Origin of the sequence: Lyngbya aestuarii BL J, assembly GCF_000478195.2 — a bacterium.
In the GTDB taxonomy this organism is placed as follows: Bacteria; Cyanobacteriota; Cyanobacteriia; order Cyanobacteriales; family Microcoleaceae; genus Capilliphycus; species Capilliphycus aestuarii.
Genome location: NZ_AUZM01000087.1, coordinates 1 through 22,122, shown reverse-complemented (window position 1 = coordinate 22,122; position 22,122 = coordinate 1). Strand labels below are relative to the sequence as shown.

General features: G+C 41.3%; 20 protein-coding genes. 13 read left to right on the top strand and 7 right to left on the bottom strand.

Translation table 11 applies throughout. From position 1 onward, the window contains the following. Positions 1–245: hypothetical protein (locus tag M595_RS23990; protein WP_023069119.1), on the bottom strand; the 245-nt coding region annotated here is incomplete at its 3' end. Between the two features lie 329 nt (positions 246–574). Here M595_RS23990 and M595_RS23985 point away from each other — a divergent pair. The 10 genes from M595_RS23985 to argC all read left to right on the top strand — a co-directional run bounded on the left by M595_RS23985 (position 575) and on the right by argC (position 8,759). Then, entirely contained in the window at positions 575–1,078 is a 504-nt protein-coding gene (locus M595_RS23985) for a thylakoid membrane photosystem I accumulation factor (protein ID WP_040484600.1), read from the top strand. A gap of 129 nt (positions 1,079–1,207) precedes the next feature. Further along, entirely contained in the window at positions 1,208–1,414 is a 207-nt protein-coding gene (locus M595_RS23980; RefSeq protein ID WP_023069116.1) for a DUF3285 domain-containing protein, read from the top strand. A gap of 154 nt (positions 1,415–1,568) precedes the next feature. Then, positions 1,569–2,207: an rRNA maturation RNase YbeY gene (ybeY, locus tag M595_RS23975; protein ID WP_052001883.1), complete on the top strand. Its 639-nt coding sequence runs from the start codon at positions 1,569–1,571 to the stop codon at positions 2,205–2,207. Positions 2,208–2,430: 223 nt separating this feature from the next. Next, entirely contained in the window at positions 2,431–2,958 is a 528-nt protein-coding gene (locus M595_RS23970) for a diacylglycerol kinase family protein (protein ID WP_023069111.1), read from the top strand. Beyond that, on the top strand, positions 2,955–3,551 hold the full coding sequence (locus M595_RS23965) for an anthranilate synthase component II (protein ID WP_023069100.1): 597 nt from the start codon (positions 2,955–2,957) through the stop codon (positions 3,549–3,551). The genes M595_RS23970 and M595_RS23965 overlap by 4 nt, the downstream gene beginning before the upstream one ends. Before the next feature lie 44 nt (positions 3,552–3,595). After that, positions 3,596–4,438 (top strand): MBL fold metallo-hydrolase, encoded by an 843-nt coding sequence (locus tag M595_RS23960; RefSeq protein WP_023069114.1) that lies wholly within the window; start codon positions 3,596–3,598, stop codon positions 4,436–4,438. Between the two features lie 264 nt (positions 4,439–4,702). After that, positions 4,703–5,260: a fasciclin domain-containing protein gene (locus M595_RS23955; RefSeq protein WP_040484594.1), complete on the top strand. Its 558-nt coding sequence runs from the start codon at positions 4,703–4,705 to the stop codon at positions 5,258–5,260. Positions 5,261–5,478: 218 nt separating this feature from the next. Then, entirely contained in the window at positions 5,479–6,078 is a 600-nt protein-coding gene (locus M595_RS23950; RefSeq protein WP_023069117.1) for a fasciclin domain-containing protein, read from the top strand. Between the two features lie 225 nt (positions 6,079–6,303). Continuing rightward, positions 6,304–7,521 carry a glycosyltransferase family 2 protein gene (locus M595_RS23945; RefSeq protein WP_040484593.1) on the top strand — a complete coding sequence of 406 codons (1,218 nt, stop codon included), beginning with the start codon at positions 6,304–6,306 and terminating at the stop codon, positions 7,519–7,521. Positions 7,522–7,697: 176 nt separating this feature from the next. Continuing rightward, on the top strand, positions 7,698–8,759 hold the full coding sequence (gene argC / locus M595_RS23940) for an N-acetyl-gamma-glutamyl-phosphate reductase (protein ID WP_023069110.1): 1,062 nt from the start codon (positions 7,698–7,700) through the stop codon (positions 8,757–8,759). A gap of 109 nt (positions 8,760–8,868) precedes the next feature. Here the strand turns inward: argC and M595_RS23935 are convergent, their stop codons facing one another. Continuing rightward, positions 8,869–10,596, bottom strand: a complete 1,728-nt coding sequence (locus M595_RS23935) for a peptide ABC transporter substrate-binding protein (protein WP_023069097.1) — start codon at positions 10,594–10,596, stop codon at positions 8,869–8,871. Between the two features lie 509 nt (positions 10,597–11,105). Then, positions 11,106–11,378 carry a helix-turn-helix domain-containing protein gene (locus M595_RS23930; protein ID WP_338041671.1) on the bottom strand — a complete coding sequence of 91 codons (273 nt, stop codon included), beginning with the start codon at positions 11,376–11,378 and terminating at the stop codon, positions 11,106–11,108. Positions 11,379–11,634: 256 nt separating this feature from the next. Between M595_RS23930 and M595_RS23920 the strand changes: the two genes are divergently transcribed. Genes M595_RS23920 through M595_RS23915 form a run of 3 tightly spaced genes read left to right on the top strand, consistent with a single transcriptional unit; the run spans position 11,635 to position 13,813 of the window. Continuing rightward, positions 11,635–12,510 (top strand): DNA adenine methylase, encoded by an 876-nt coding sequence (locus M595_RS23920; protein WP_023069112.1) that lies wholly within the window; start codon positions 11,635–11,637, stop codon positions 12,508–12,510. Continuing rightward, the gene (locus M595_RS32540) at positions 12,503–12,847 is read left to right on the top strand and encodes a type II restriction enzyme (protein WP_023069103.1); all 345 of its coding nucleotides are present in this window, start codon (positions 12,503–12,505) and stop codon (positions 12,845–12,847) included. The genes M595_RS23920 and M595_RS32540 overlap by 8 nt, the downstream gene beginning before the upstream one ends. Positions 12,848–12,859: 12 nt before the next feature. Then, complete coding sequence (locus tag M595_RS23915) at positions 12,860–13,813, top strand: DUF6997 domain-containing protein (RefSeq protein WP_023069106.1); 954 nt, start codon at positions 12,860–12,862, stop codon at positions 13,811–13,813. On the opposite strand, the gene M595_RS23910 is transcribed toward M595_RS23915, so the two are convergent. The 4 genes from M595_RS23910 to M595_RS23895 all read right to left on the bottom strand — a co-directional run. After that, complete coding sequence (locus M595_RS23910; protein WP_023069102.1) at positions 13,805–14,434, bottom strand: type I restriction endonuclease; 630 nt, start codon at positions 14,432–14,434, stop codon at positions 13,805–13,807. The genes M595_RS23915 and M595_RS23910 overlap by 9 nt on opposite strands. A 56-nt stretch (positions 14,435–14,490) precedes the next feature. After that, a complete protein-coding gene (mnmG, locus tag M595_RS23905) occupies positions 14,491–16,407 on the bottom strand; it encodes a tRNA uridine-5-carboxymethylaminomethyl(34) synthesis enzyme MnmG (RefSeq protein ID WP_023069108.1) in 1,917 nt (638 codons plus the stop codon). A gap of 428 nt (positions 16,408–16,835) precedes the next feature. Continuing rightward, the gene (locus tag M595_RS32790; RefSeq protein WP_083492872.1) at positions 16,836–21,026 is read right to left on the bottom strand and encodes a choice-of-anchor Y domain-containing protein; all 4,191 of its coding nucleotides are present in this window, start codon (positions 21,024–21,026) and stop codon (positions 16,836–16,838) included. Positions 21,027–21,286: 260 nt separating this feature from the next. Then, the coding region (locus M595_RS23895) for a sulfotransferase family protein (protein ID WP_023069113.1) at positions 21,287–22,122 on the bottom strand (836 nt) is incomplete at its 5' end.

The following is a 22,122-nucleotide window of genomic DNA, read 5'->3' as shown; positions in this document are numbered from 1 at the left end:
TGATACCAGGTGTTTTCCTCGGATTCATTGGCTATCAACCACTGTTTATCTAGTTCACCAAAGGCTTGATGATTTTTTTGTTCATTTTTAAGAGGACTATTAATCCAGAGAAGTTTACTGTAAAATCCTTTAATTTGCTCGATAGTCTGCGGTTCAATAGCGTGGGGCTGTTCGCAGAACGTGTTCATCGAGTCCAACAAACTTTCAAATTCACCTTTGAGGTGTAAAACCGTTGCACTATTCATAAGATTGAGTCCAAATGAAGTTAAGGTTAAAACAGTTCTCCAACCCGAACTGCTATTGAAAAGATGCAGTCAAAAAATTGATTTAAACTAGAAACTCACTCCCCAGAGAACAACCCAGCGAACCCAGGCGGATAAAATGCGATCGCGCCTTTACAATCATCAAAGAAAATCTAACAATAGTATAAGCCCACGATTCTTTACTGGCTATCAACGAATTGATGATTGTTTTCAAACCTGTTTCTCGAATGTTCAAACCGCTTCTAAGCCGTCAGGGGCGAACTTTTTTGACTCGCCTGACTGTCCTCTGTCTAACCCTGAGTCTGGGGCTTATGATGGCGGTTTCCCCTGCGTGGGCGAATATCGACGACGATCGCTTTGATGGGAATATTTTCGCCTTGTATGGGGGAAATGGTTCTTTAGTTCCGCCCCGAGTTAACCTAGCGGAGTCTTTCAAACGTTCAAAACCCGCGTTACTCGTCTTTTTCCTCGATGATAGCCGTGACTGTAAACAATTTTCGACGACTGTTTCGCAGCTTCAAGAATTTTACGGGAGAGCGGCGGATTTTATTCCGGTGAATGTGGATGCAATTCCCCCCGAAACCCCAGAAGACAAAAGCGATCCCGCCCACTACTATCGAGGTTTTGTCCCTCAAACAGTTTTAATTGATCAATCCGGTAAAATCGTTTTAGATGAAGTGGGTTTAGTCGCCTATGAGAAAGTTGACGATCAGTTTCGCAAAGTATTTGATTTACTTCCGCGATCGGAGTCGGTAGAACTTAAACGGAAACCGATCAACGAGATTAATACTGAATTAGTGGAAACCGAGAAGTAATTTTTTATTCCAGTGTTCGGTATTTTCGCAAACCGGAACTAGCAAACGCAAGAGAAAACCGTTAACTTTGTTAGTATCCTAATCAGATGTCTTGATCAACCTTTCGCTAAAATAATCATCAATTTTGATATGAGTTCTACACCAACTCCCTCTTCTACCCCGACTCAAACCCCTGATGCTGTTGAGACTCCAAAAACAACCGAACCGCAACCGAGTTATGTCAAACTGGCAATGCGAAATATGGTGAGAAAAGGCGGTAAGTCTTTATTTCACTTTTCGTTAACCGCAATCACGCTGTTGGGTTTTCTAGTCGGTGTATCTTATATCACCCGATAACAAGACGTGATCCCGAATGAGGTCAGGGGAAAGCATCAATAGGGGAAAATTGAGCAAAAAATTTAGACTGTAAATTTGATCAATTTTTCCGACAATTTCCCCACCTGATTCCTTATAATTGCGACAGAATCAGTGAGCATCGGTGCGCGAATCAATGAGTCAAGTTTCACTAGAAGTTAATGTTCAAGACTGTTTCTGGTTGAGTGAGGAGTCAGAAACCGCCCCAAAACAGCAGAAGTCGCCTGTCGATGTCTTTGTGGAAGATCTCTCCTCTCCCATTTCCCCTCAAACGTGGGAACAATGGTTCACTCAATGGTTTTCCATGCTAAATCCGAATATTCCGCAAGTTAGAAGTTACGAGTTGAGTCTACGTCTGACGGATAATACGGAAATCCAACAACTCAATGCTCAATATCGTTCCCTAGATGTACCGACAGATGTCTTAGCCTTTGCTACATTGGAGGAGAGTTGCCCTCAACTTCCAGCCTCGGAGATGTTTACATCTCAATCTCTTTATCTGGGTGATCTGGTGATTTCTGTAGAAACGGCGGCTCGACAAGCCCAACAACAGGGACATCCTTTGAAGATTGAACTCGGATGGCTGGCGGCTCATGGACTCTTGCATCTTTTGGGTTGGGATCATCCTGATGACAGGACACTGATCCAAATGCTTGATCAGCAGGCGATCATGCTGCAATCAGTCGGTTTGAAAGTGAATAAGACGATGCTCGAAAATGTCAATTTAGTAGAATATTCACGGACTCCCGTTGTCAATCAAGGAAGAAGTGTCTGAAGCCTGTGTTAGAGAGGAGTGTATTTGGAGTAGTGTATTTAACGATGAAAACTTTACTAACGATACCTTCTGGATCGGCATGAAACCAGAAAGACGGCTCTCAATCCGTAAAAACCGATCAAGATTCGTGTTAAATTTCTGGCAACGTGTTAAATTTCTTCAAACCTCGATAGCAAAATTTATTTGAATATCTCAACAGTACCCAGTGAAGGATATATGCCTAATGAATCTAAATGAACCCTCTGTAGCACCGCTCCAAGCCCGATTGCTTTCGGTTTCTCAACATCGTTCGGCGAAGATGAATACGGCTCCTGAACCTCCTGTGAGTTCACACAATGGCCGCTCTAGTTCCTCTTGGACGGTTGCTTCTAATCTGTTGGTGAGTTTTCAATACGCTTGGACAGGCATTACCTACGCCTACAAAACTCAACGCAATTTTCGCATTCATACTGTCATTGGTACCCTCGCGATCGGCTTGGGCTTTTTTTTGCATCTGTCTTCGGTAAAATTAGCGGTGATCGGTTTAACCATTGCAGCAGTGATGGCGATGGAACTGTTAAATACAGCGATTGAATCTGTGGTTGATTTAACCGTTGGTCAGTCCTACCACGAACTCGCGAAAATTGCGAAAGACTGTGCCGCAGGAGCGGTGTTAATCTTTGCGATCGCCGCGTTGTTAGTAGCGATGATGTTACTCATCCCTCCGCTCTTGGTGCAACTGGGGCTAGTGACAGTAGGAGTTGGTACTTGATTATTGTGATTGATAATTATGACAGTTTCACCTACAACATCGTTCAGTATTTAGGTGAACTGGGTGCAGAGTTCCCCGTTGCTTCTGAGGTTCGCGTTGTCCGCAACGATCAAATTACCGTTGATCAAATTAACCAAATTCAACCCCAGGGTGTGGTTATTTCTCCGGGGCCAGGTCGTCCAGATGATGCGGGGATTTCCCTGGAATTAATCGAACGCTTAGGCCCCCAATTACCCATTTTGGGGGTGTGTTTAGGTCATCAAAGTCTAGGTCAGGTGTTTGGAGGGAAAATCGTCTCTGCACCGGAACTAATGCACGGTAAAACCTCTACAGTTCATCACACCGGACAGGGGGTTTTTCAAGGGTTAGAAAATCCTTTGAGCGCGACTCGCTATCATAGTTTAGTGATTGACCGTCAAACTTGCCCGGAGGTGTTGGAGATTACGGCTTGGATAGACGATGGTACGATTATGGCTGTCCGACATCGGAACTATCCTCATCTGCAAGGCGTCCAGTTTCATCCAGAGAGCATTTTAACCACCAGTGGTAAACAGCTTCTCAAAAACTTCCTGCGATCTCTGTCGGAAGTTTAGCTCATTGCTTTCTGTTTGTCCTTGATTTTTCATCCTCGCTTTCTATGAAACGGCGAAAATTTATCCGTCTGCTGCAAACTGGTGCATTAGCTAGTGTTACAACTCTGGGGATATCGCGATCGCGATCGGTAATTGCTCAAACTCCCAACTCCAATAGTGGCTTAACTGTACGCTGGCTGGGTCATACTTGTTATTTCTTTACGGGTGGCGGTTTACGAGTTTTGATCAACCCCTTCCGTCAAATTGGCTGTACTGCGGGATATCGTGATCCGAAGCTGAATACTGATTTGGTTTTGATCAGTAGTCGCTTACTCGATGAAGGGTCTATTGATGGATTTTCAGGAAATCCGGCGTTACTCTACGAACCCGGAGTTTATCAGTTTAACGGCTCTCAAATTCAAGGAATTCGGACGATTAAAGATCGTCAACAAGGGCGTCGGTTCGGGACTAATGTGGCGTGGATGTGGAAACAAGGCGGAATCAAAATTCTGCATCTAGGAGGACTCGCCGGGCCAATTGATATTGAGGAACGGATTCTCATTGGTCGTCCAGATGTGATGTTTGTTCCCGTCGGAGGTGGCCCGAAGTCTTATACCCCGGAAGAAGCCAAACAAATCATTAAAACTCTCAATCCTAAAGTGGTCATTCCCATGCACTATAAAACTTTAGCCGCTGATCCGGCAACTTGTGATCTGGTGCCGTTAGAGAATTTTATCGAAGTGATGGGGGAAACTCCTGTGCAGAGAGTGGCGAGCGATACAGTTACTTTCCAACCTGGAAATTTGCCCTCTGAAGGTTCGGTGATTGAGGTGTTGAGTTATCAGTTTGGCAACGGTTCAACGGTAAATTCAGTTACAGAACCTAACAATCCGGAGACTCAACTTTAAGCCCAATCATTACCAAAAAAAACGAAAAATAGATGCAAATTGAGATAAGGTTCGCTCTTTGGAGAGAATTTATCCCTTTTGATTAAATTTATTTGAACCAATTAATAGCAAACAAAGTCTAAAGTAAAATTCGGATTTTTTCTTGACTCTCTCAAAAGATAGAGTTAGAAAAAATTTGTGTGAATTAGCTTGACATTTTTTAATATTTTGTGAACAATCTTAAATATTGCTTTGACAAATCTTTACAAAAGACACGGAGTTATTATGACGACTTTCCATCGTTTCAAGGGATTCAAGACAGTTGCTCTGGTGGGTGTCATCGCTGCAAGCACTCTCATTGGTTTATCTGAAGTCGCCAAGGCAGGGGGCGGGCCGACAAGTGGTCAAACGTCTCAAAGCGGACAAACTCAAGCAGCGGCAGGAGATATTGTCGAAACGGCAACCAGTGCAGGTCAGTTCACTATTTTGGCACAGGCGTTAGAAGCCGCAGGTTTAATTGATACGCTCAAGGGAGATGGGCCATTTACCGTATTTGCCCCAACAGATGAAGCATTCGAGGCTTTACCCGAAGGCACTTTAGAAGAATTACTCCAGCCGGAGAATAGAGATCAATTAATTGCGATTTTGACTTATCATGTTGTTCCGGGTCGAGTTACCTCGGGTGAACTTGAGTCTGGGGAAGTACAAACCGTTCAAGGAAGTTCGGTGATGGTGAAGGTTGATTCTGGCGTGATGGTCGATGAAGCCAACGTCATTAAAGCAGATGTTCCGGCGAGTAACGGGGTAATTCATGTGATTGATCAAGTGATTTTACCGCAATAGTTCAAGTCACAAGTTTTAGGTATAAACAGGTATAGCGCTACTTGAATCGGGAACAGGGAACACCGGATCAGGGAACAGTAGACTGGGAAGGGGTTTTAGGATTTAGAAATGTCAAACACGTATTCGCGTAGTGCTATAAAATCCCCGTACTGCTAGAAATAGTTACGGGGTTTTATGGTCTATTCCATCAATTTAATTTTGACAATCAGGAGAATAAAATGATAACTCAATATTATTTTCAGAAGTATAAAACAGTGAGTAGAATTGGAGCGATCGCGATTGCAATTACAATCATTAATATACCGGGATTTACGACTCTAAATCAAGCGGTAGCCGCAGAAAAAAGCCAAGAATTGATCCTAACTCAAAGTTTTGAAGATCTCCCCGGTCAAATTAGAGACTCTATTAGTGGAGATATTATCGGCGTTCTTTTGTCAGATTCTCGCTTCACCACACTCGCAACTGTATTAAAAGTAACAGGATTACTCGATCAACTCAAAGAAGGTGGGCCATTTACGATTTTTGCACCGACGGATGAAGCATTTGCAAATTTACCCAGTGGAATGCTGGAAATGTTAATGAAACCGGAGAATAGGGAACAACTCACAAATTTGCTGAAGTATCATGTGATTCCCGGTGAGGTAACATCAGAGGAATTACCTTCTGGGGAAGTACAAACCGTTGAAGGAAGTTCGGTGAATGTTGATGTCGAGTCTGATGGGGTAATGGTGGAGGATGCAAATGTCATTGATGCGGATATTCCGGCGAATAATGGAGTTGTTCATGTGATTGATAAGGTAATGGTCTTACCGGAGTGATGTTCTACTATCTAAAGATAGATCTTTAACAACGATTATTGATCAAAAAAGTTTGAGTATCTGTCATCTATGACTCAACAACAGACGACCTCATTACGTTATTTATAGTAGTGGGGGGTTTTTTATGACCGAATGTATTGTCTCTTTTTAGTCAAAGAATAGATTGAAAAGAGGCTAGAGTATTGTGTATTGAGTCCACAACTGAAGTCAAGGTAACGTGAGTCTATGAGTTTGAGTTTTTGCATGATTGTGAGAAATGAAGAGCAGAATTTAGCGCAATGTCTGCAAAGTGTTAAGGGTGTCGTCGATGAGATGGTGGTACTTGATACAGGTTCAACCGATAGAACGACGGAAATTGCCAAAGAATGGGGGGCGCAAGTTTATTATTTTGACTGGTGTGATGACTTTGCGGTAGCTCGTAATTTTGCTTTAAAATATGTGACGGGAGAGTGGATTTTAGTGCTGGATGCGGATGAAAGGTTAGTCTCAAGTATTGTTCCTCAAATTAAGCAAGCGATCACTCAGGAAGACTGTTTAGTGATTAACTTAGTTAGACAAGAAATTGGGGCATCTCAATCTCCGTATTCGTTAATTTCTAGACTGTTTAGAAATCATCCCAAAATACAGTTCAATCGTCCTTATCATGCTCTGATTGATGATAGTGTGAACCAGCTTTTAAAACAGGAAGGTCGCTGGAAAATAGGCTCTTTAGCAGATGTGGCGATTTTGCATGAAGGATATCAAGCGGATGCGATCGCCCGACGCAATAAACAACAAATTGCTAAACAAGCCATGCAATCCTATCTCGCCGAACAGCCTAGTGATCCCTATGTGGCGAGTAAATTGGGAGCATTATATGTGGATATGGGAGAGATTGCCAAAGGCTTACAGTTGCTAACCAAAGGACTCAAACAACTCAATTTATATTCAAAATATGAGGAAGCAGAGGCGGATGATTCTCTGTTTTATGAACTTCATTATCATCTCGGAATTGCCCATCGCAAGAAACAAAATCTAGCCGAAGCTAAACATTACTACGAAATCGCGATCAAGGCTAATATTCTTCCGCAACTGAAACTCGGTGCTTATAATAATTTGGGTAATTTATTAAAAGATACCGGACATTTGCTAGAAGCCAAAGCCGCCTATGAAATGACATTACAAATTGATCCAAATTTTGTCCAAGGATACTATAACTTAGGGATGACTCTCAGAGCAATGGGAGACTATGCCGAAGCGATCGCCGCCTATCAAAAAGCGATTCAACTTGATCCAAACTATGCGGAAGCTTATCAGAATTTGGGAGTCGCCCTTTTAAGTGCGGGTAAAGTGCTGAGTGGTTTAGAAGCTTTGAAAACGGCGGTCGCCCTCCATCAAAAAAGCGATCCGACTGAAGCCGAACGTCTGCGTCAAACCCTACAACAGATGGGATTCAATCTCTAACATCCTCCCCAGGCGGACTTCAAGAGAATACTCAAATTCGTTGGATTGGTCTGACTACTGAGTGATTTGGGGAAGTTCCAAACTTGAACAGAATACGGCATCATATAACAATTTGATATTACAATGCGTCATAAACTAGGTTATTGTTGTCTCACATCACACAGGAGTTAGAAAATATGGGAGATGCAGAACAGATCTCAGTGGGGATAGTTGGGGCTTCCGGTTATGGTGGTGTCCAGCTTGTACGCCTGCTACAAGATCATCCCAATGTGAAAATTGTTTATCTCGGAGGAGATAGCAGCGCCGGAAAGCCTTTTTATACTTTATATCCTCACTTGAGTCACTGTATTGATTTGATGGTGGAACCCATTGATTTAGATCATATAGCGAGTCAGTGTCAAGTTGTGTTTTTATCTCTGCCCAATGGTTTAGCTTTGAAGATGGCGCCTCAACTTTTGGAAAAGGGATGCAAAGTTCTTGATCTTTCGGCTGATTATCGCTTTTTTAACCTCGATACCTATAAAAAATGGTATGGTAGCGAACGGGATGATAAAGAAATTGCTTCGACAGCGGTTTATGGTTTACCAGAACTCTATCGCGATCGCATTTCTCAAGCCCAATTAATTGGTTGTCCGGGTTGTTATGTAACGGCGAGTTTATTGGCATTATCTCCGTTATTAAAGCAAGGATTGATTGCAACAGATAGCGCGATTATTGATGCGAAATCCGGGACTTCTGGGGGCGGACGTCAAGCGAAAACTAATCTTTTACACTCAGAAGCCGATAATGCAATTTCAGCTTATGGAGTCGCAGGACATCATCGCCATACTCCAGAAATTGAACAGATTTGTAGTGACCTTGCCGGACATGATCTTAAAGTTCAATTTACACCCCATCTAATTCCGATGGCGCGAGGAATTTTAGCAACGGTTTATGCAACGCTTCGAGATCCGGGATTAGTTCGGGAAGATTTGATCACTATCTATACCGCTTTTTATCGGAATTCTCCTTGGGTGAAAGTGTTACCGAGTGGAACTTATCCTCAAACTAAATGGGCGAGTGGAACGAATCTTTGTTATCTGGGAGTCGAAGTTGATCAACGCACAAATCGAGTGATTGTGATGTCGGTAATTGATAATTTAATTAAAGGTCAAGCCGGACAAGGTGTACAATGTCTTAACTTAATGATGGGTTGGGATGAAACCTTGGGACTCCCGAAGTTGAGTTTTTATCCTTAAATTAGTCTATCTTTATTTTTGAGAACTCGATCAACCTTCCTGTGGTGTACTGTAGGGACGCTCTTGCTTGCGTCCTTTTATTATATGAGGAAAATGGGGAGGTAGAAGTTTAAGGGGTTGAATGTTGCCAATTTTTAATATCCCAAGTGTTCGCATCCCAGGGTGACGGTTCAACGCCTGTTAAACGATTACTAACGCCTTGAGTATTTGCCCGATCAACAATCGGAATGACGGCGATATCTGCTTGTAACAATTCATCCATCTGTTGAAAGAGTTCCGCCCGTTTGTTGGGGTCTAGTTCTGTACTCGCCTGTTGCCAGAGTTGATCATATTTGGGATTACAATAACGACCATAGTTTGGTTTTTGCCAATTATTAGATTTTTGAGCAATTTCTTCACAAGTCCACCACTTCATATGGGCTTGGGGATCGGGACTATCATTGCCTGTATTAAACATTTGTAAATCGGCATAGAAATGATTTAATGTATCTGTATTGGCGGGATCTCCAGAAAAGAATACACTTGCATCAATGCTTTTGAGTTCGACTCCTACTCCGATTGATTCTAACGCTTGTTTGACTATTTCTTGGGTTTTTTGTCGGACTGGGTTCACAGAAGTTTGAAAGACAACCTGCATTTCTACGCCATTTTGATCGCGAATTCCGTTGCTATTGCTATCTTTCCAGCCTGCTTCATCTAATAAATTTGCAGCCTTTTCTAAGTTAAACTCAGAAGTAATTTGATCAGATTTGTAGATTTTGGGCGCGACTAAAAGTTGAGAACTCGGGCGACCAGTTGGGCCGTAAAGTTGATTAGAAATTGTATCGCGATCAACTGCTAAATTAAACGCCTGACGAACCTTTTGGTCACTCAAAAAGGGATGAGGAAACTTCACACTTGAACGTTCTCCGTCGGCTGTGGCTTGGTTTGGAGCGGTAAAATTAATCATAATTCGTTCAACATACGGCCCAAAATTTGTCACCACTTTTCCTTTTCCTGCCGCTTCTAACTGTTTTAAAATATTCGCTTCCACTTGCAAATTATAAGCATAATCAGCATCTCCGGTTTGCAGTACCGCTCTTGCTGCTGAAACCGCATCACCTCCGCCTTTGAGTTCAATTCTGTTAAAATAAGGTTTTCCTTCATCCCAATAATTAGAATTGGGTTCATAAATAATAATATCTCCGGGCTTAAATTCAACAACTTGATAAGGGCCAGTACCAATCGGTTTTTGATTCGCTGGGGCTTCTCGAATATTGGCGCCATTATATTCCGCAAAAATATGTTCCGGTAAAATCATCCCATTTTGACCTGTAAACGGCACCGACCAACCCGGATTAACATCTTTAAAAGTAATTTTTACGGTATAATCATCAATAGCTTCAACTTTTTCAATTGTTGAATAATACTCTAAACTTGCCGAAGCCACATCAGGATTGCTAATAAAATCATAGGTGAAAACCACATCTTCTGCGGTAAACGGTTCACCATCAGCCCACTTGACATTTTGTTTGAGTTTCCAAGTCACAGATTTTCCATCTTTAGCAATTCCACCATTTTCTACGGTGGGAATTTCTGCGGCTAAAAAGGGAATGAGTTGATCATTTTGATCGTAGCTGGCTAAGGGTTCGTAAACAATACGGGCGGCGTCAAAGTCTTTGAACCCCGTGGCGAGATGAGGGTTGAGGATGGTTGGGGCTTGCCAATACAACATTTTTAAGTTGTCTGTATCACCTGTGGTTGCTTGGTTTTGGGCAGTTTGAGGAGAACAGGCACTCAAGTTAACACAGAGAGCGACAGATAACACCGAGACGGGAAAAAACAGACGACAACTCATCACAACAGCTCAAGGTAAATATAAGCAGATACTCTATATTACTTATAATCGCGATCGCTGTTCCTTGCAAGCGGATTAAAATCTACAAAAAATAAAGCCGTTCAGGAGTCCCTCTTGACTTGAGGACAAAAAAATAGAGGCGCCAACGCGGCGCCCCGAAAAGATGATAAGCAATGAGATCAAAGTTGATTAGTGAGGGTATATATCTATTTAAGTTTGTCAGGGATTAGCACTAAATATCCGCTTTACTATGAAGAAACGAAGATTGAAAATTAAGAATTAAAAGACTGAAGTTTTTCCAAGCCAAACCCAACGAAAATAGAATCGCTCTAATGGTCAAACTTAATAGTGATTCGATGACTCTTAAAACTAAGAGAGAACAGAATAAAGCTAATCTTCCAGTAAATACTAACATGATGGCTAACCTCAACTTATAAAATAACGTTTTGTAGTAGTCTTGTAATCAAATCTAACCTGGACTGACTAGATGCAAGTTTTTTGGGTTTGAGTTACTCACCAAAATACTGCTCTAATAAGTCTGTTCCTTCCTCACCCATCTGTTCCAGCTCTTGTTTGATCAGCATCATCGCCATACGAGTAGGCTTAGTGCGACCATTTTCCCAGTTATTGACGGTTTGAAATACAACCCCAAGCTTCTCTCCTAATTTCCTCTGTGACAAGCCGAGGCGTTGTCTGAGGGTACGGATGAGAATAGGTATGTCGGAAGTGCTAACTGGCATTGGAATCTTGGAAACTCTATATCCAAGATAGACAATTTTCACGGGAAAACCCACAGCAATTTTGCGGAACTTTTGAAATTTTGGTAGTGCTAAATTTTCAGGGACTCTGCGTAAATTTACGGAGTGATCAAATGAGTTTATCTAATAATGCTTTTATGAGTGTTGTAGAAAGGGTGATTAATTCTTGAATTATTTTAACGTTTGATTGCACCAGGAAATTCAAGTTAATATTATTTTGTATCCGTGACATTGACGAAAAAATCCTCTATAATTTTAAAGCTGTTACTTCTGAATAAAAATGTCATCTGCTGAAAAACAATTACAAAATAGAGTTTCACCTTCACCCAAAAATCCGTTAGTTAGGCCCTTTTTGAAGTGGGCGGGAGGAAAGAGACAATTACTTAACGTCTTGAAAGAACATCTTCCCAAAAAATACAAAACCTATTATGAACCTTTTGTAGGTGGGGGCGCTTTTTTATTTGATTTACAACCTAAAAATGCTGTAATTAATGATAGTAACGGAGAACTGATTAACTGTTATAGAATGATTAGAGATTCTGTTGATGAATTGATAGAAGATTTGGCAAGACATAAAAATCAAGAAGATTACTACTATAAAATGAGGGAATTAGACCGCAAAAGAAGCTTTGAAAAGAAAACCCCAGTTCAACGAGCATCCAGAATTATTTATCTAAACAAAACCTGTTATAACGGACTGTTTAGGGTGAATTCTCGGGGACAGTTTAACGTTCCTTTTGGTCGGTACAAAAACCCCAATATTTTAGATGAAGCGGTGTTGCGAGCGGTGAGTAGTTATCTGAATAAAAATCAGGTTGAAATTCTCAATAATGACTTTGAAACAGCAGTGAAAACGGCTAGAAAAGGAGATTTTATTTATTTTGATCCTCCCTACGACCCAGTTTCCGATACCGCTTCTTTTACGGGTTATGATATTAATGGGTTTAACCGCAGCGAACAGGAACGGTTAAAAAATACTGTTGATGACTTGGATAAAAAAGGGTGTTATGTGTTGTTGAGTAATGCTTATACGGATTTTATTGTTGATTTGTACAAGGATTATAGACAATTTAGAGTTTCTGCAATTCGGGCGATTAATTCTAATGCTAAAAAACGGGGTAGGGTTGATGAGATTTTGGTAAAAAATTATGAGTGATTCCAGCAAAAAAAACTTAACTAAAAACGATATCGCATGGGAAAAGATATTTGAACAATATCAAGTTCTAGAAAATATTTCCGAACGGGGTAGCTTTGAAATTGACGCCGGAACTATTAATCAATTCCGAGAAAGTCGGTTAATGGCAAAATTTGACCATCACGTTAATTTACCCCGAATTTTTCAACAAAATTCACTGTCTATCCTTCCTATTTCTCGTTCTCGATATATTCTAGGACATTTTGATGCTTATTTTCGGGTAAATTATCATCCTGAAATCGAACCGATTCCGGTAACATTTCCGAGTTATATTGAAAGCTTGGACTATGAAACTTGATCGTCTGAAAGTTTGGCGATAAACTGTGCTTTTCATGCGGGGATGATTGCCGATATTTTGGACGCAGAAATAGATAAAGTTTTTCATACGGTTTCGGGTCGGATGTCTGCGGGTCGTTTTGATTTTTCGATTAACAGTTTATCGAGTAACTCTCCTTATTTACTGGAGGTTAATAACTCTCAGTGTGAAATCGATGCGGGGTTTGAAACTGAAGAATACTTTCTCATCGTTGAAGCCAAAATGTATGGTGTGGAGGATTTTTTAATTAGACAACTGTATTATCCTTATCGGCTTTGGTCGAGTAAAGTTCATAAAAAAGTGTTGGTTGCTTTGATGACGTTTTCAAATTCAACCAATCAATTCAGCTTCTTTTTGTACGATTTCGAGAATTTATCAGATTACAACTCTATCCGGTTAATTCAGCAGAAAAATTATATCATCAGTCCAGAAGAAATCACGAGAGACGATATCTCAGAAGTATTTAACTCTGTTAAAGTTGTCTGTGAACCGGATGTTACATTTCCGCAAGCGGATGATTTTAACCGCGTGGTAGATTTATTGACGCTGCTTTATGAGAATGATTTAACCAAAGATGAAATTACAACCAAGTATCAATTTACAGCCAGACAAACAAACTATTATACTGATGCGGGTAGATACTTGGGTTTGGTGGATAAAATCAAAAATTCAGGAAGTAAAGAGATTACTTTTTGTTTGACGGAGGAAGGAAGAAGTCTAATGAATAAGAAGCACAAGTCAAAGATTCTTTCACTCATTCAAAGGATTCTAAAATATCCCGTTTTCTACAAAACCTTTGAAATGACGCTTCAAACCGGAGAAATTCCTCAAAAAGATAAAGTCAGCGAGATAATGTCAAGCTTAAATTATGGTGATAAAACCAAAAATAGACGTTTTCAAACGGTGAGAAGTTGGATAAAATGGATATGGAATATGTGTTCAGATTAACGATTGACCGATTTTTTTCAATCCCCTGAGAACATCATAAAACTCATTTCCGGGGTTGGAAATCGAAAAGGATTTGGATAAGCTGTATTCGGCTTTATTTTCACGACTCAGTTTGATAAAAACCGCTTCTCGACCGTTAATCATCAATCCAAAAACAGGTTTTTCTAGGTTGGGACTCGCCACCATGTAAACGAGAGTTTGGGGAAGTGCGACCATCACATCTGCTTTGGTTCTTTTAGTTTCAATAACAGCAATCCAAAATTCTCCCTGAAACACCAAAAAATCGATTTTTCCGCGAATACTATCCCCGTTAACTTCGTCATCAATTTGAACTTCTCTTTCCGCAGCAATAGAAAAGGGAGAATTAAAAAATCCGGCGAGGTCAAGCAACGGCGAAACCACAACAATTTTAACAACTTCCTCCAACATTTCCCGTTTGGCGAGATAGAGATATTGCTGTTTGACCCTATCCAAACGCCGTTTTTCTTCGGGAGTTAGTTCGGGGATATCATCCAACCAAGTTAGAAAGAAGCTATCTTCTTGCAAAAACTCAAGATTAAATCGGGTTTCTACATCGTAAAGCGTTAAGTTATAAGCGGGAATAACTGGCGTTTTGTTCATGGTATTATTAATATAATCTTGGGTGTATCAACCGCAGTTAAACACACCCATTTTTGTTATTTTCCCGCCGTTAACGTTTGTTGACGGTTTTGGAGTTCCAGATAAATCAACAACGCATTAACATCCGCAGGATTTACACCGCCAATTCTAGACGCCTGACCAATCGTTAACGGTTTGACTTTGGTTAACTTTTCCCGAGATTCCATTGACAACGTTTCAATCGCCATATAGTTAATATTTTCGGGTAATTTTCGATTGGCGTGGCGGCTAATTTGGTCGATTTGATTTTGTTGGCGTTGCAGATAACCGGAATATTTCACCTCTATTTCTGCACCTTCTTTTTCCACCCCATCTATATCAGGGTTTCCCAAATTATACCGTTCCAAATCAACGTAATGAAATCCCGGACGCCGCAACAAATCAGCCAATGTAATTGAACCTTTAATTTTTTGCTGTGTATCCGAAACAATCGCCATTCCCACTTCATCCCGTTCTTTAATTCGGGTCGAATGTAAGCGTTCTTTTTCGGCGATAATATTCGCTTGTTTCTGTTCAAAAAGTTGCCAGCGACGGTCATCAATTAAGCCAATTTCTCGGCCCAATGGCGTTAACCGTTGGTCGGCATTATCCGAACGCAATAACAGCCGATATTCCGAACGACTGGTTAACATTCGATAGGGTTCGCGCAAATCTTTTGTACACAAATCATCGATTAAAGTGCCGAGATAACTGCCTTCGCGGGGGAAAACAATCATCTCTTGATTTCGCGCAAATCTAACCGCATTAATTCCGGCAACAATTCCCTGGGCTGCGGCTTCTTCGTAACCCGTTGTTCCATTAATTTGACCTGCACAAAATAGCCCTTCAACTTTCTTAGTCATCAACGTTGGATAACATTGAGTTGCGGGTAAATAATCGTATTCAACCGCATAAGCCGGACGCAACATAATACACTTTTCTAAACCGGGTAAACTCCGTAACATTTCCAATTGCAGTTTTTCCGGCAAACCCGTAGAAAATCCTTGAATGTACAATTCGGGAATATTTCGCCCTTCCGGTTCGATAAAAATTTGGTGGCTTTCTTTGTCGGCAAACCGCACAATTTTATCCTCAATACTCGGACAATAGCGCGGCCCTTTCGCTTCTACCCAACCGCCATAAACGGGAGATAAATGTAAATTTTCCCGAATAATTCGATGGGTTTCTGCGGTGGTTCGAGTTAGATAACAACACATTTGTTCTCGTTCAACCCATACTTCCGGGTCAAAACTAAACCAGCGTACTTCTTCATCTCCGGGTTGCGGTTCTAACTGACTATAATTTACCGAACGTTTGTCAACTCGGGCGGGAGTTCCTGTTTTTAACCGTCCGGTTTCAAAGCCCAACTTATTCAGCGTATCTGTTAAACCAACCGCAGCAAATTCCCCCGCACGTCCGGCGGACATTGACTTATTTCCCACCCAAATAACGCCGCCCAAAAATGTTCCGGTTGTCAGAATAACCGCCTTGCATTTAAACGCCACATCAAAATAAGTTTTTACCCCAATAATTTCATCATTTTCACCCAATACAACGTCTGTTACCATGCCTTCGCGGATGGCAAGATTTTCTTCATTTTCAATAATATTTCGCATCACCGCAGCATATTCTCGTTTATCTGTTTGGGCGCGTAATGCCCAGACTGCGGGGCCACGAGAGTTATTCAACAGGCGTTTTTGCAGATAGGTTCGGTCGGCCATTTTGCCAATTTCGCCCCCCAAAGCGTCCACTTCGTGGGTGAGTTGGGACTTGGCCGGCGCCCCAACGGCAGGGTTGCAGGGTTGCCAAGCAATTTTATCGAGGTTTAAGGTTAACATCAGGGTGCGACATCCCAGACGGGCTGAGGCGAGGGCGGCTTCGCAACCGGAATGTCCGCCTCCGACAACTACAATATCAAATTCGTCTTGAAAGTCTACAGGAGAAGTTTGAGTCATTGTGAATGTTTGAGTCTGAGAACTTATTTTTAAATTTTAGCGGTTACAATGAATGTTCAGCAGAGGAGTGAAAGAAATACTGTTTTTTAGCTTTGATGTTAAATTTTATCTAATTTTCCCATATTAGGGCTTGCAAAGGATTAACTGTTACTAACTTGGGAGAAGCTTGGCGAACATCAAAAATTATAGAATCCAAAACTATCTTAACCCATTGGAAGCGGTTAAAAACAATGATTTTACAGTACAAAAACTCAATTCAAAATTTCAATGAGTCAAACAAGGATTAGATAAAGTAAATCAAAATATAAAACACTTTAAGGAATTAAAAAACAAGCCAATAATTAGAGTTTGGGGCGATAATCTGATTGAGGTCTCGAAAAAAATATCCCCCCAGTGTTTGGGAGAATAACAAACAAGAGAATCAATGATTATCCAATTAGGAAGTCATCAGAAGTGATTGCATTGCTATCAACGCCTAACAATGTTGCTAATTCTGTTTGAGTGTCTGCGAGTTTAATCAGGGTTGAACCGTTGTCGGAGGTTATCTCTAATTGGTCAAACGTTAACCCTCCAGTCAAGGCAATTTTATCGAGACCATCGTCAAAGTCAGTGATCAAATTACGGTCAAAATTGGTGCTAATATAAAAGCGATCACGACCTTCTCCACCTGTTAGCGTATCATTTCCAGAGGCGCCAACTAACCAATCATCACCATTCCCTCCAATGAGGGTATCATCTCCGAAACCACCATCGAGGGTATCATCTCCATTGTCACCGAAAAGAGTATCTGAACCGTTGTTTCCATCAAGCAGGTCACTTCCCTGACCCCCGTAAATCAAGTCATCGCCATCATTACCAGAAATTGTATCAACTCCTTGGTTTCCGTGGAGAGTGTCATTTCCTTCGTTTCCTTCAACAATATCATCCCCGATATCCCCAAAAACGAGATCATTACCGACACCACCTTTAGCCAAATCATTATCTTGACCACTATATAAAGAATCGTTACCTTGAGCGCCTTCTAGGGTATCATTTCCAGTATTTCCGTAGATAACATCATCGCCATTTTCACCTGTAATGATATCGTTATCTTTGTCACCAAACAGGGTATCATTGCCATTTTCACCCTTAATTTGATCGTTATTTTCTCCTCCGTAAATGGTTTCGCTACTGGCTTGACCTTCGATGTAGTCATTTCCCATATTTCCAAAGATTTCCAAGGATGCAGACGTTCCGTAAATATTGTCATCTCCTTCTAAACCAAACACTTTTTGATTTTCCGAAGTTGCTTCGAGGTTGTCTCCTTGAGAGGTCGCTTCTCGACTGCGTTCATTTCGGATTAAGTTGGGTTTTAGACTCGGAAAGTTAATTAATGAGATGAAGTCTGTCGGATCATAATTTAAAGATGGATCAAAATTTTCTATCCGAGGAATGGCTGTTTCTTGATCAGTTTCGTTATTATTTTCGGGTGTATTGTTGTTATTTCCCGTATCGGAATTACCGGGGTTTGAATTGAGATTTCCCGGATTTTGCGTATCTATGCCACCCCGAATTGGATTGTTTGTATTTCCGTTATTCCCATTTTCTGAACCGGAATTATCAGAATTTTTATTATCTTCTGAATTGGAATTGTCGGGAGTTTCAGAATCCGGGTTTTCTTCCGGATCTGGATTTTCCGCTGTTTCGGGATTTTCGGGAGTTTCCCCGTCAGTTTCACCCCCGGAATTATCGGGAACTTCGGGAGTTTGATTATCGGGATTTTCGGGAGTTTCCCCGTCAGTTTCACCCCCGGAATTATCGGGAACTTCGGGAGTTTGATTATCGGGATTTTCGGGAGTTTCTCCGTCAGTTTCACCCCCGGAATTATCGGGAACTTCGGGAGTTTGATTATCGGGATTTTCGGGAGTTTCCCCGTCAGTTTCACCCCCGGAATTATCGGGAACCTCGTTGACATTGGTTAAATTAACTGCAACATCAATCGTATCAGTTAAGGAACCATCACTCACTTCAACGGTTAGAGAATATGCAGTCGGTTCAGTGTCAAAATCTAAACTATTGTTGTTAGCAAGGCTAATTTCTCCCGTATCAGAATTAATTGCAAAAATGCCGCTATCATTCCCAGTGGTAATATTATAGGTGAGATTATCTCCATCTGGATCGGTCGCCGAAACTTGACCAATTACTAATCCATTGGCTGCATTTTCGACTAACTCAAACGAATAATCTGTATCGTTGGCTGCTGTAGTAACAGAAATTTCTCCGAGTTGAACTTTGGCTTGTGCTGATGTGGTATGATCACCCAAGAAAATAAAGTTAGGCAATTCGTAAGGATCGGGACGATCATTAAATGCAGTGTAATCTCTTAATTGACCTGATAGAATAGAATTCCCATCCACAGAAAGGGTATAAGTTTCACCGAGAATGGTTAGATCATATTGAACTAAACGGTTAGTTGTGTCAAATATGACGCTTTCTGCTTGAGTGAATAAAGTGCGATCAAAAGTGTTAGGTTCATTCGGGTTCGGTTCAGCAGAAGGATCATCTTGGGTTGTTCCGTCTTCCTGCGCCCAAATTTGATCATTTTCAAACCCTAATTCAATCCCATTTTTGCCGTCACTACTAATAACAGTAACGTTAAACCCAGCCCGATCACTTTTACCATCTGCATTTTTATCACTGTCTATATTATCTTCGGAAATGACTTGCGCGGCAAAGCTTAGAGTATAACCTGTATCGGGATCAAGAGTCGGAAAAGCAGTGTTTACCAAGTCATCTGACATTAGATTATAGTTACTATAACCTGCAAATAAATCTAACTCAGATGTACTATCTAATGTGGTAAAATTTCCATTAGCTGTAGGTGTAACGCTACCCGGAAAAAGATTACCAAAAGCTAACCATGAACCGTTTGTTGTAGCGGTGGAATCATCAGGAGTAACCTCAAAGTTGTCGTATAGATTTAACCTATTAACAAACGTCGGGGGTTGATTTTCTGGGACTGGATTTTCGATAACTGGTTCTGTAAAAACACCGTAGATGTTATCGTTATTACTCTCGCTATTTGTATCATTGCTTGCCGTGTTGTCGCTAAACGTCACATTCGATAACAATAATGTGGGTAAATTAGGTAAATTAGTCGTATCGTCAGGAACAAAAATCGCCCCACCTAAACCTTGACCTGCTTCTGAACCGTCTCGACCTTCACCGCCTTGGGCGCTATTTTTACTAAAAGTGCTGTTTTGAATGGTTAGAGATCCTTCGCGGATAAATAACGCACCCCCCAAACCTGCGCCTCCACCTCCAGCAAACTCACCTCCATCTCCAGCGCCAAAACCGCCTTGACCCGGAGTGATACTACCGCGTCCTCCGCCAGCGCCAAAACCCCCATCTCCGCCGTTAGCGTTGGAGCCGAAGCCACCGCCCCCACCAAAACCGCCATTTCCACCGTTGGCGTTGTGGCCATAGCCACCACCCCCACCAAAACCGCCATTTCCAGCAGCGATACCGTTACCTAAACGACCCCCCTCACCAAAATCGCCATTTTCGCCTAAACCACTGCCATTTTCAGCAGGGCCATCTGTAAATAAGCCGCCTCCAGTAAAGTTGATGTTATCACCAGAGAGACCACCGCCAGCATAACCCCCAGAGTTGACATCTCCCCCAATTGCGTAGTTTTCCTCAAAGGTAACGTTGTCGAGGGTGACATCGCCGGAGTTGATGAATAACCCTCCCCCAAGTCCGGCACCTCCTCCCCCAAACAGGCTATTTCCGCCTTTAGCAACTCCACCTGTGAGGATGAGGTCTTCAAAGCTGACCACTCCCGAGTTGATGAAGAATAAAGGACGGTCTTCGCCGTTGAGGTCTATCACTCCGTCGTTATCGTTGTCACCGCTAATCGTTTTATTATTGCCAATAAAGTTGATATTGCTATCAATTAATGGCTGAATTCGTTTGAGGCTAGGGTCTAAATTTAATCGGACACTGGTATTGAAATTAATGGTATCATCTCCGGCTGTTTCATTGGCTTGTTGTATTGCCCAACTTAAAGTTCCGGGTAAATTTCCTGTGCCATCGTCTGTAGGTTGATTAACATCAAAAGTGGCAAGCACAAACGGATAGGATTCTTGTATTTTTTGATTGAATACAATGGGTGTTTTAACGGGTTTTGTTTTATAGTCTAAGTCCCATGAACCGCCAAGTTCAGCATTTCCGGTTAAGTGAGTGGAAGCCGCAATATTGGTTTGAGTGAGTTGACTGAACTGATGAACAAGTTCTTGACCTTTCGGAGTTTTAGCAACGTTACATCCGTACAGGAGAATATCGGCATCAGCAGTCAAAAATTTATGCCATTGTTTGAGTAGGGGTGCATAGGTTTCGAGGGTTTTTGGAGTGAGATTAATCTGACCTAATTGTAGGGTATGATCTTCTCCATGAAATACAAAATGTATGGCGTTGACTTGAGAATATTTAGTTAAGATTTGTGTAACTTCTGCAATAAAATTGGCTTGAGGTGAGATAATAAAGCTATGTAGATTAGGGTGAGACTCTGGAGTTAAGTCTTGAGTTAAATATTCAGGTTGTTGGACAGCAGAATCGATAAAGAGTAGTTGCATGGTCATGGCATCTGGTCAAAATAGTCATGTTTAGTGAGATAGAGTAGATGCACTGAATTTGCTTAAACATAAGTTTAAACAGAACCTATTAACCTCACATTTATTAGCAGTGAGGCTATTTAAAAAGGAGAAAGACACCCTGTAAAAAATTTAATAAACTGAAGTCAGTTTGATGAGGAAAATAATTTGTGATCGGTAAATATAGATGTTGTTTTGCGAATTTTTCTTGATCGCAAAATCAGTCTAGCTGCTTCACCAAACTCCAGTTATTTAGAAGACGTTTTAAAATTAATAACATTAGCTACACTATTCGTTGTATCTGTCCAAAAAGAAAGTTGACTAAATCTCTCAAATAAGTCTGGGGGGAGGATACTTCTACGAGGTTTAAATTCTACCCGAGAACGGACAGTATGTAAACCTTCTGTTCTCAGCTTTCGATCAAATTCGGGTTCTTCATATTCGATACTTTCTAGATCATGATTAAACGGTTCTTCTCCTATAAACTGATAAATTAATGATAACGTTTGCTCAGGAGCGATCGCCAAAAATTCATAATCTACCAACAGCAAACGATCAGCTTGTTCACTATAAAACGCTTCTTTCAAAGCATTATAAGCAAAACCCACTAAGCGATTTCCTTGGCTTAAGGCTTCTGTGCGACTGTAAACCGTTGAAATTTCAGCCCGATTTCTAAACATTCTAGAAATTTCAAACGCATTCCGCCGAACCAATCGTTCGAGAGAATCCATCACCCAGGCAACATTACGCACACAACAAATCACCTTCGCTTCTGGGAATAACTGACAAATCAGAGGTAATTTGCTGCACCAAAGACGATTGGTATCAAAGATGACTTTATTTTCAGCAATTTGCTGTTGATAATAAGCAGAGAATATACTGAGAATTAGGTCTTGTCTTTGTTCAGGAGAAATGAACACGGAGAACTCATTCTCCTCGCTCATCGCATCCAGCATTCGGTTGACTAACCCTCCGACAGGCGATGTCATTCCCGCATGAAAGCGAGGATTTTGCCGAAGTAAAGCAGCTAGCACCGTTGAGCCAGCACGAGGTAAGCCAGAAATTAGATGAATGGGACTAGATA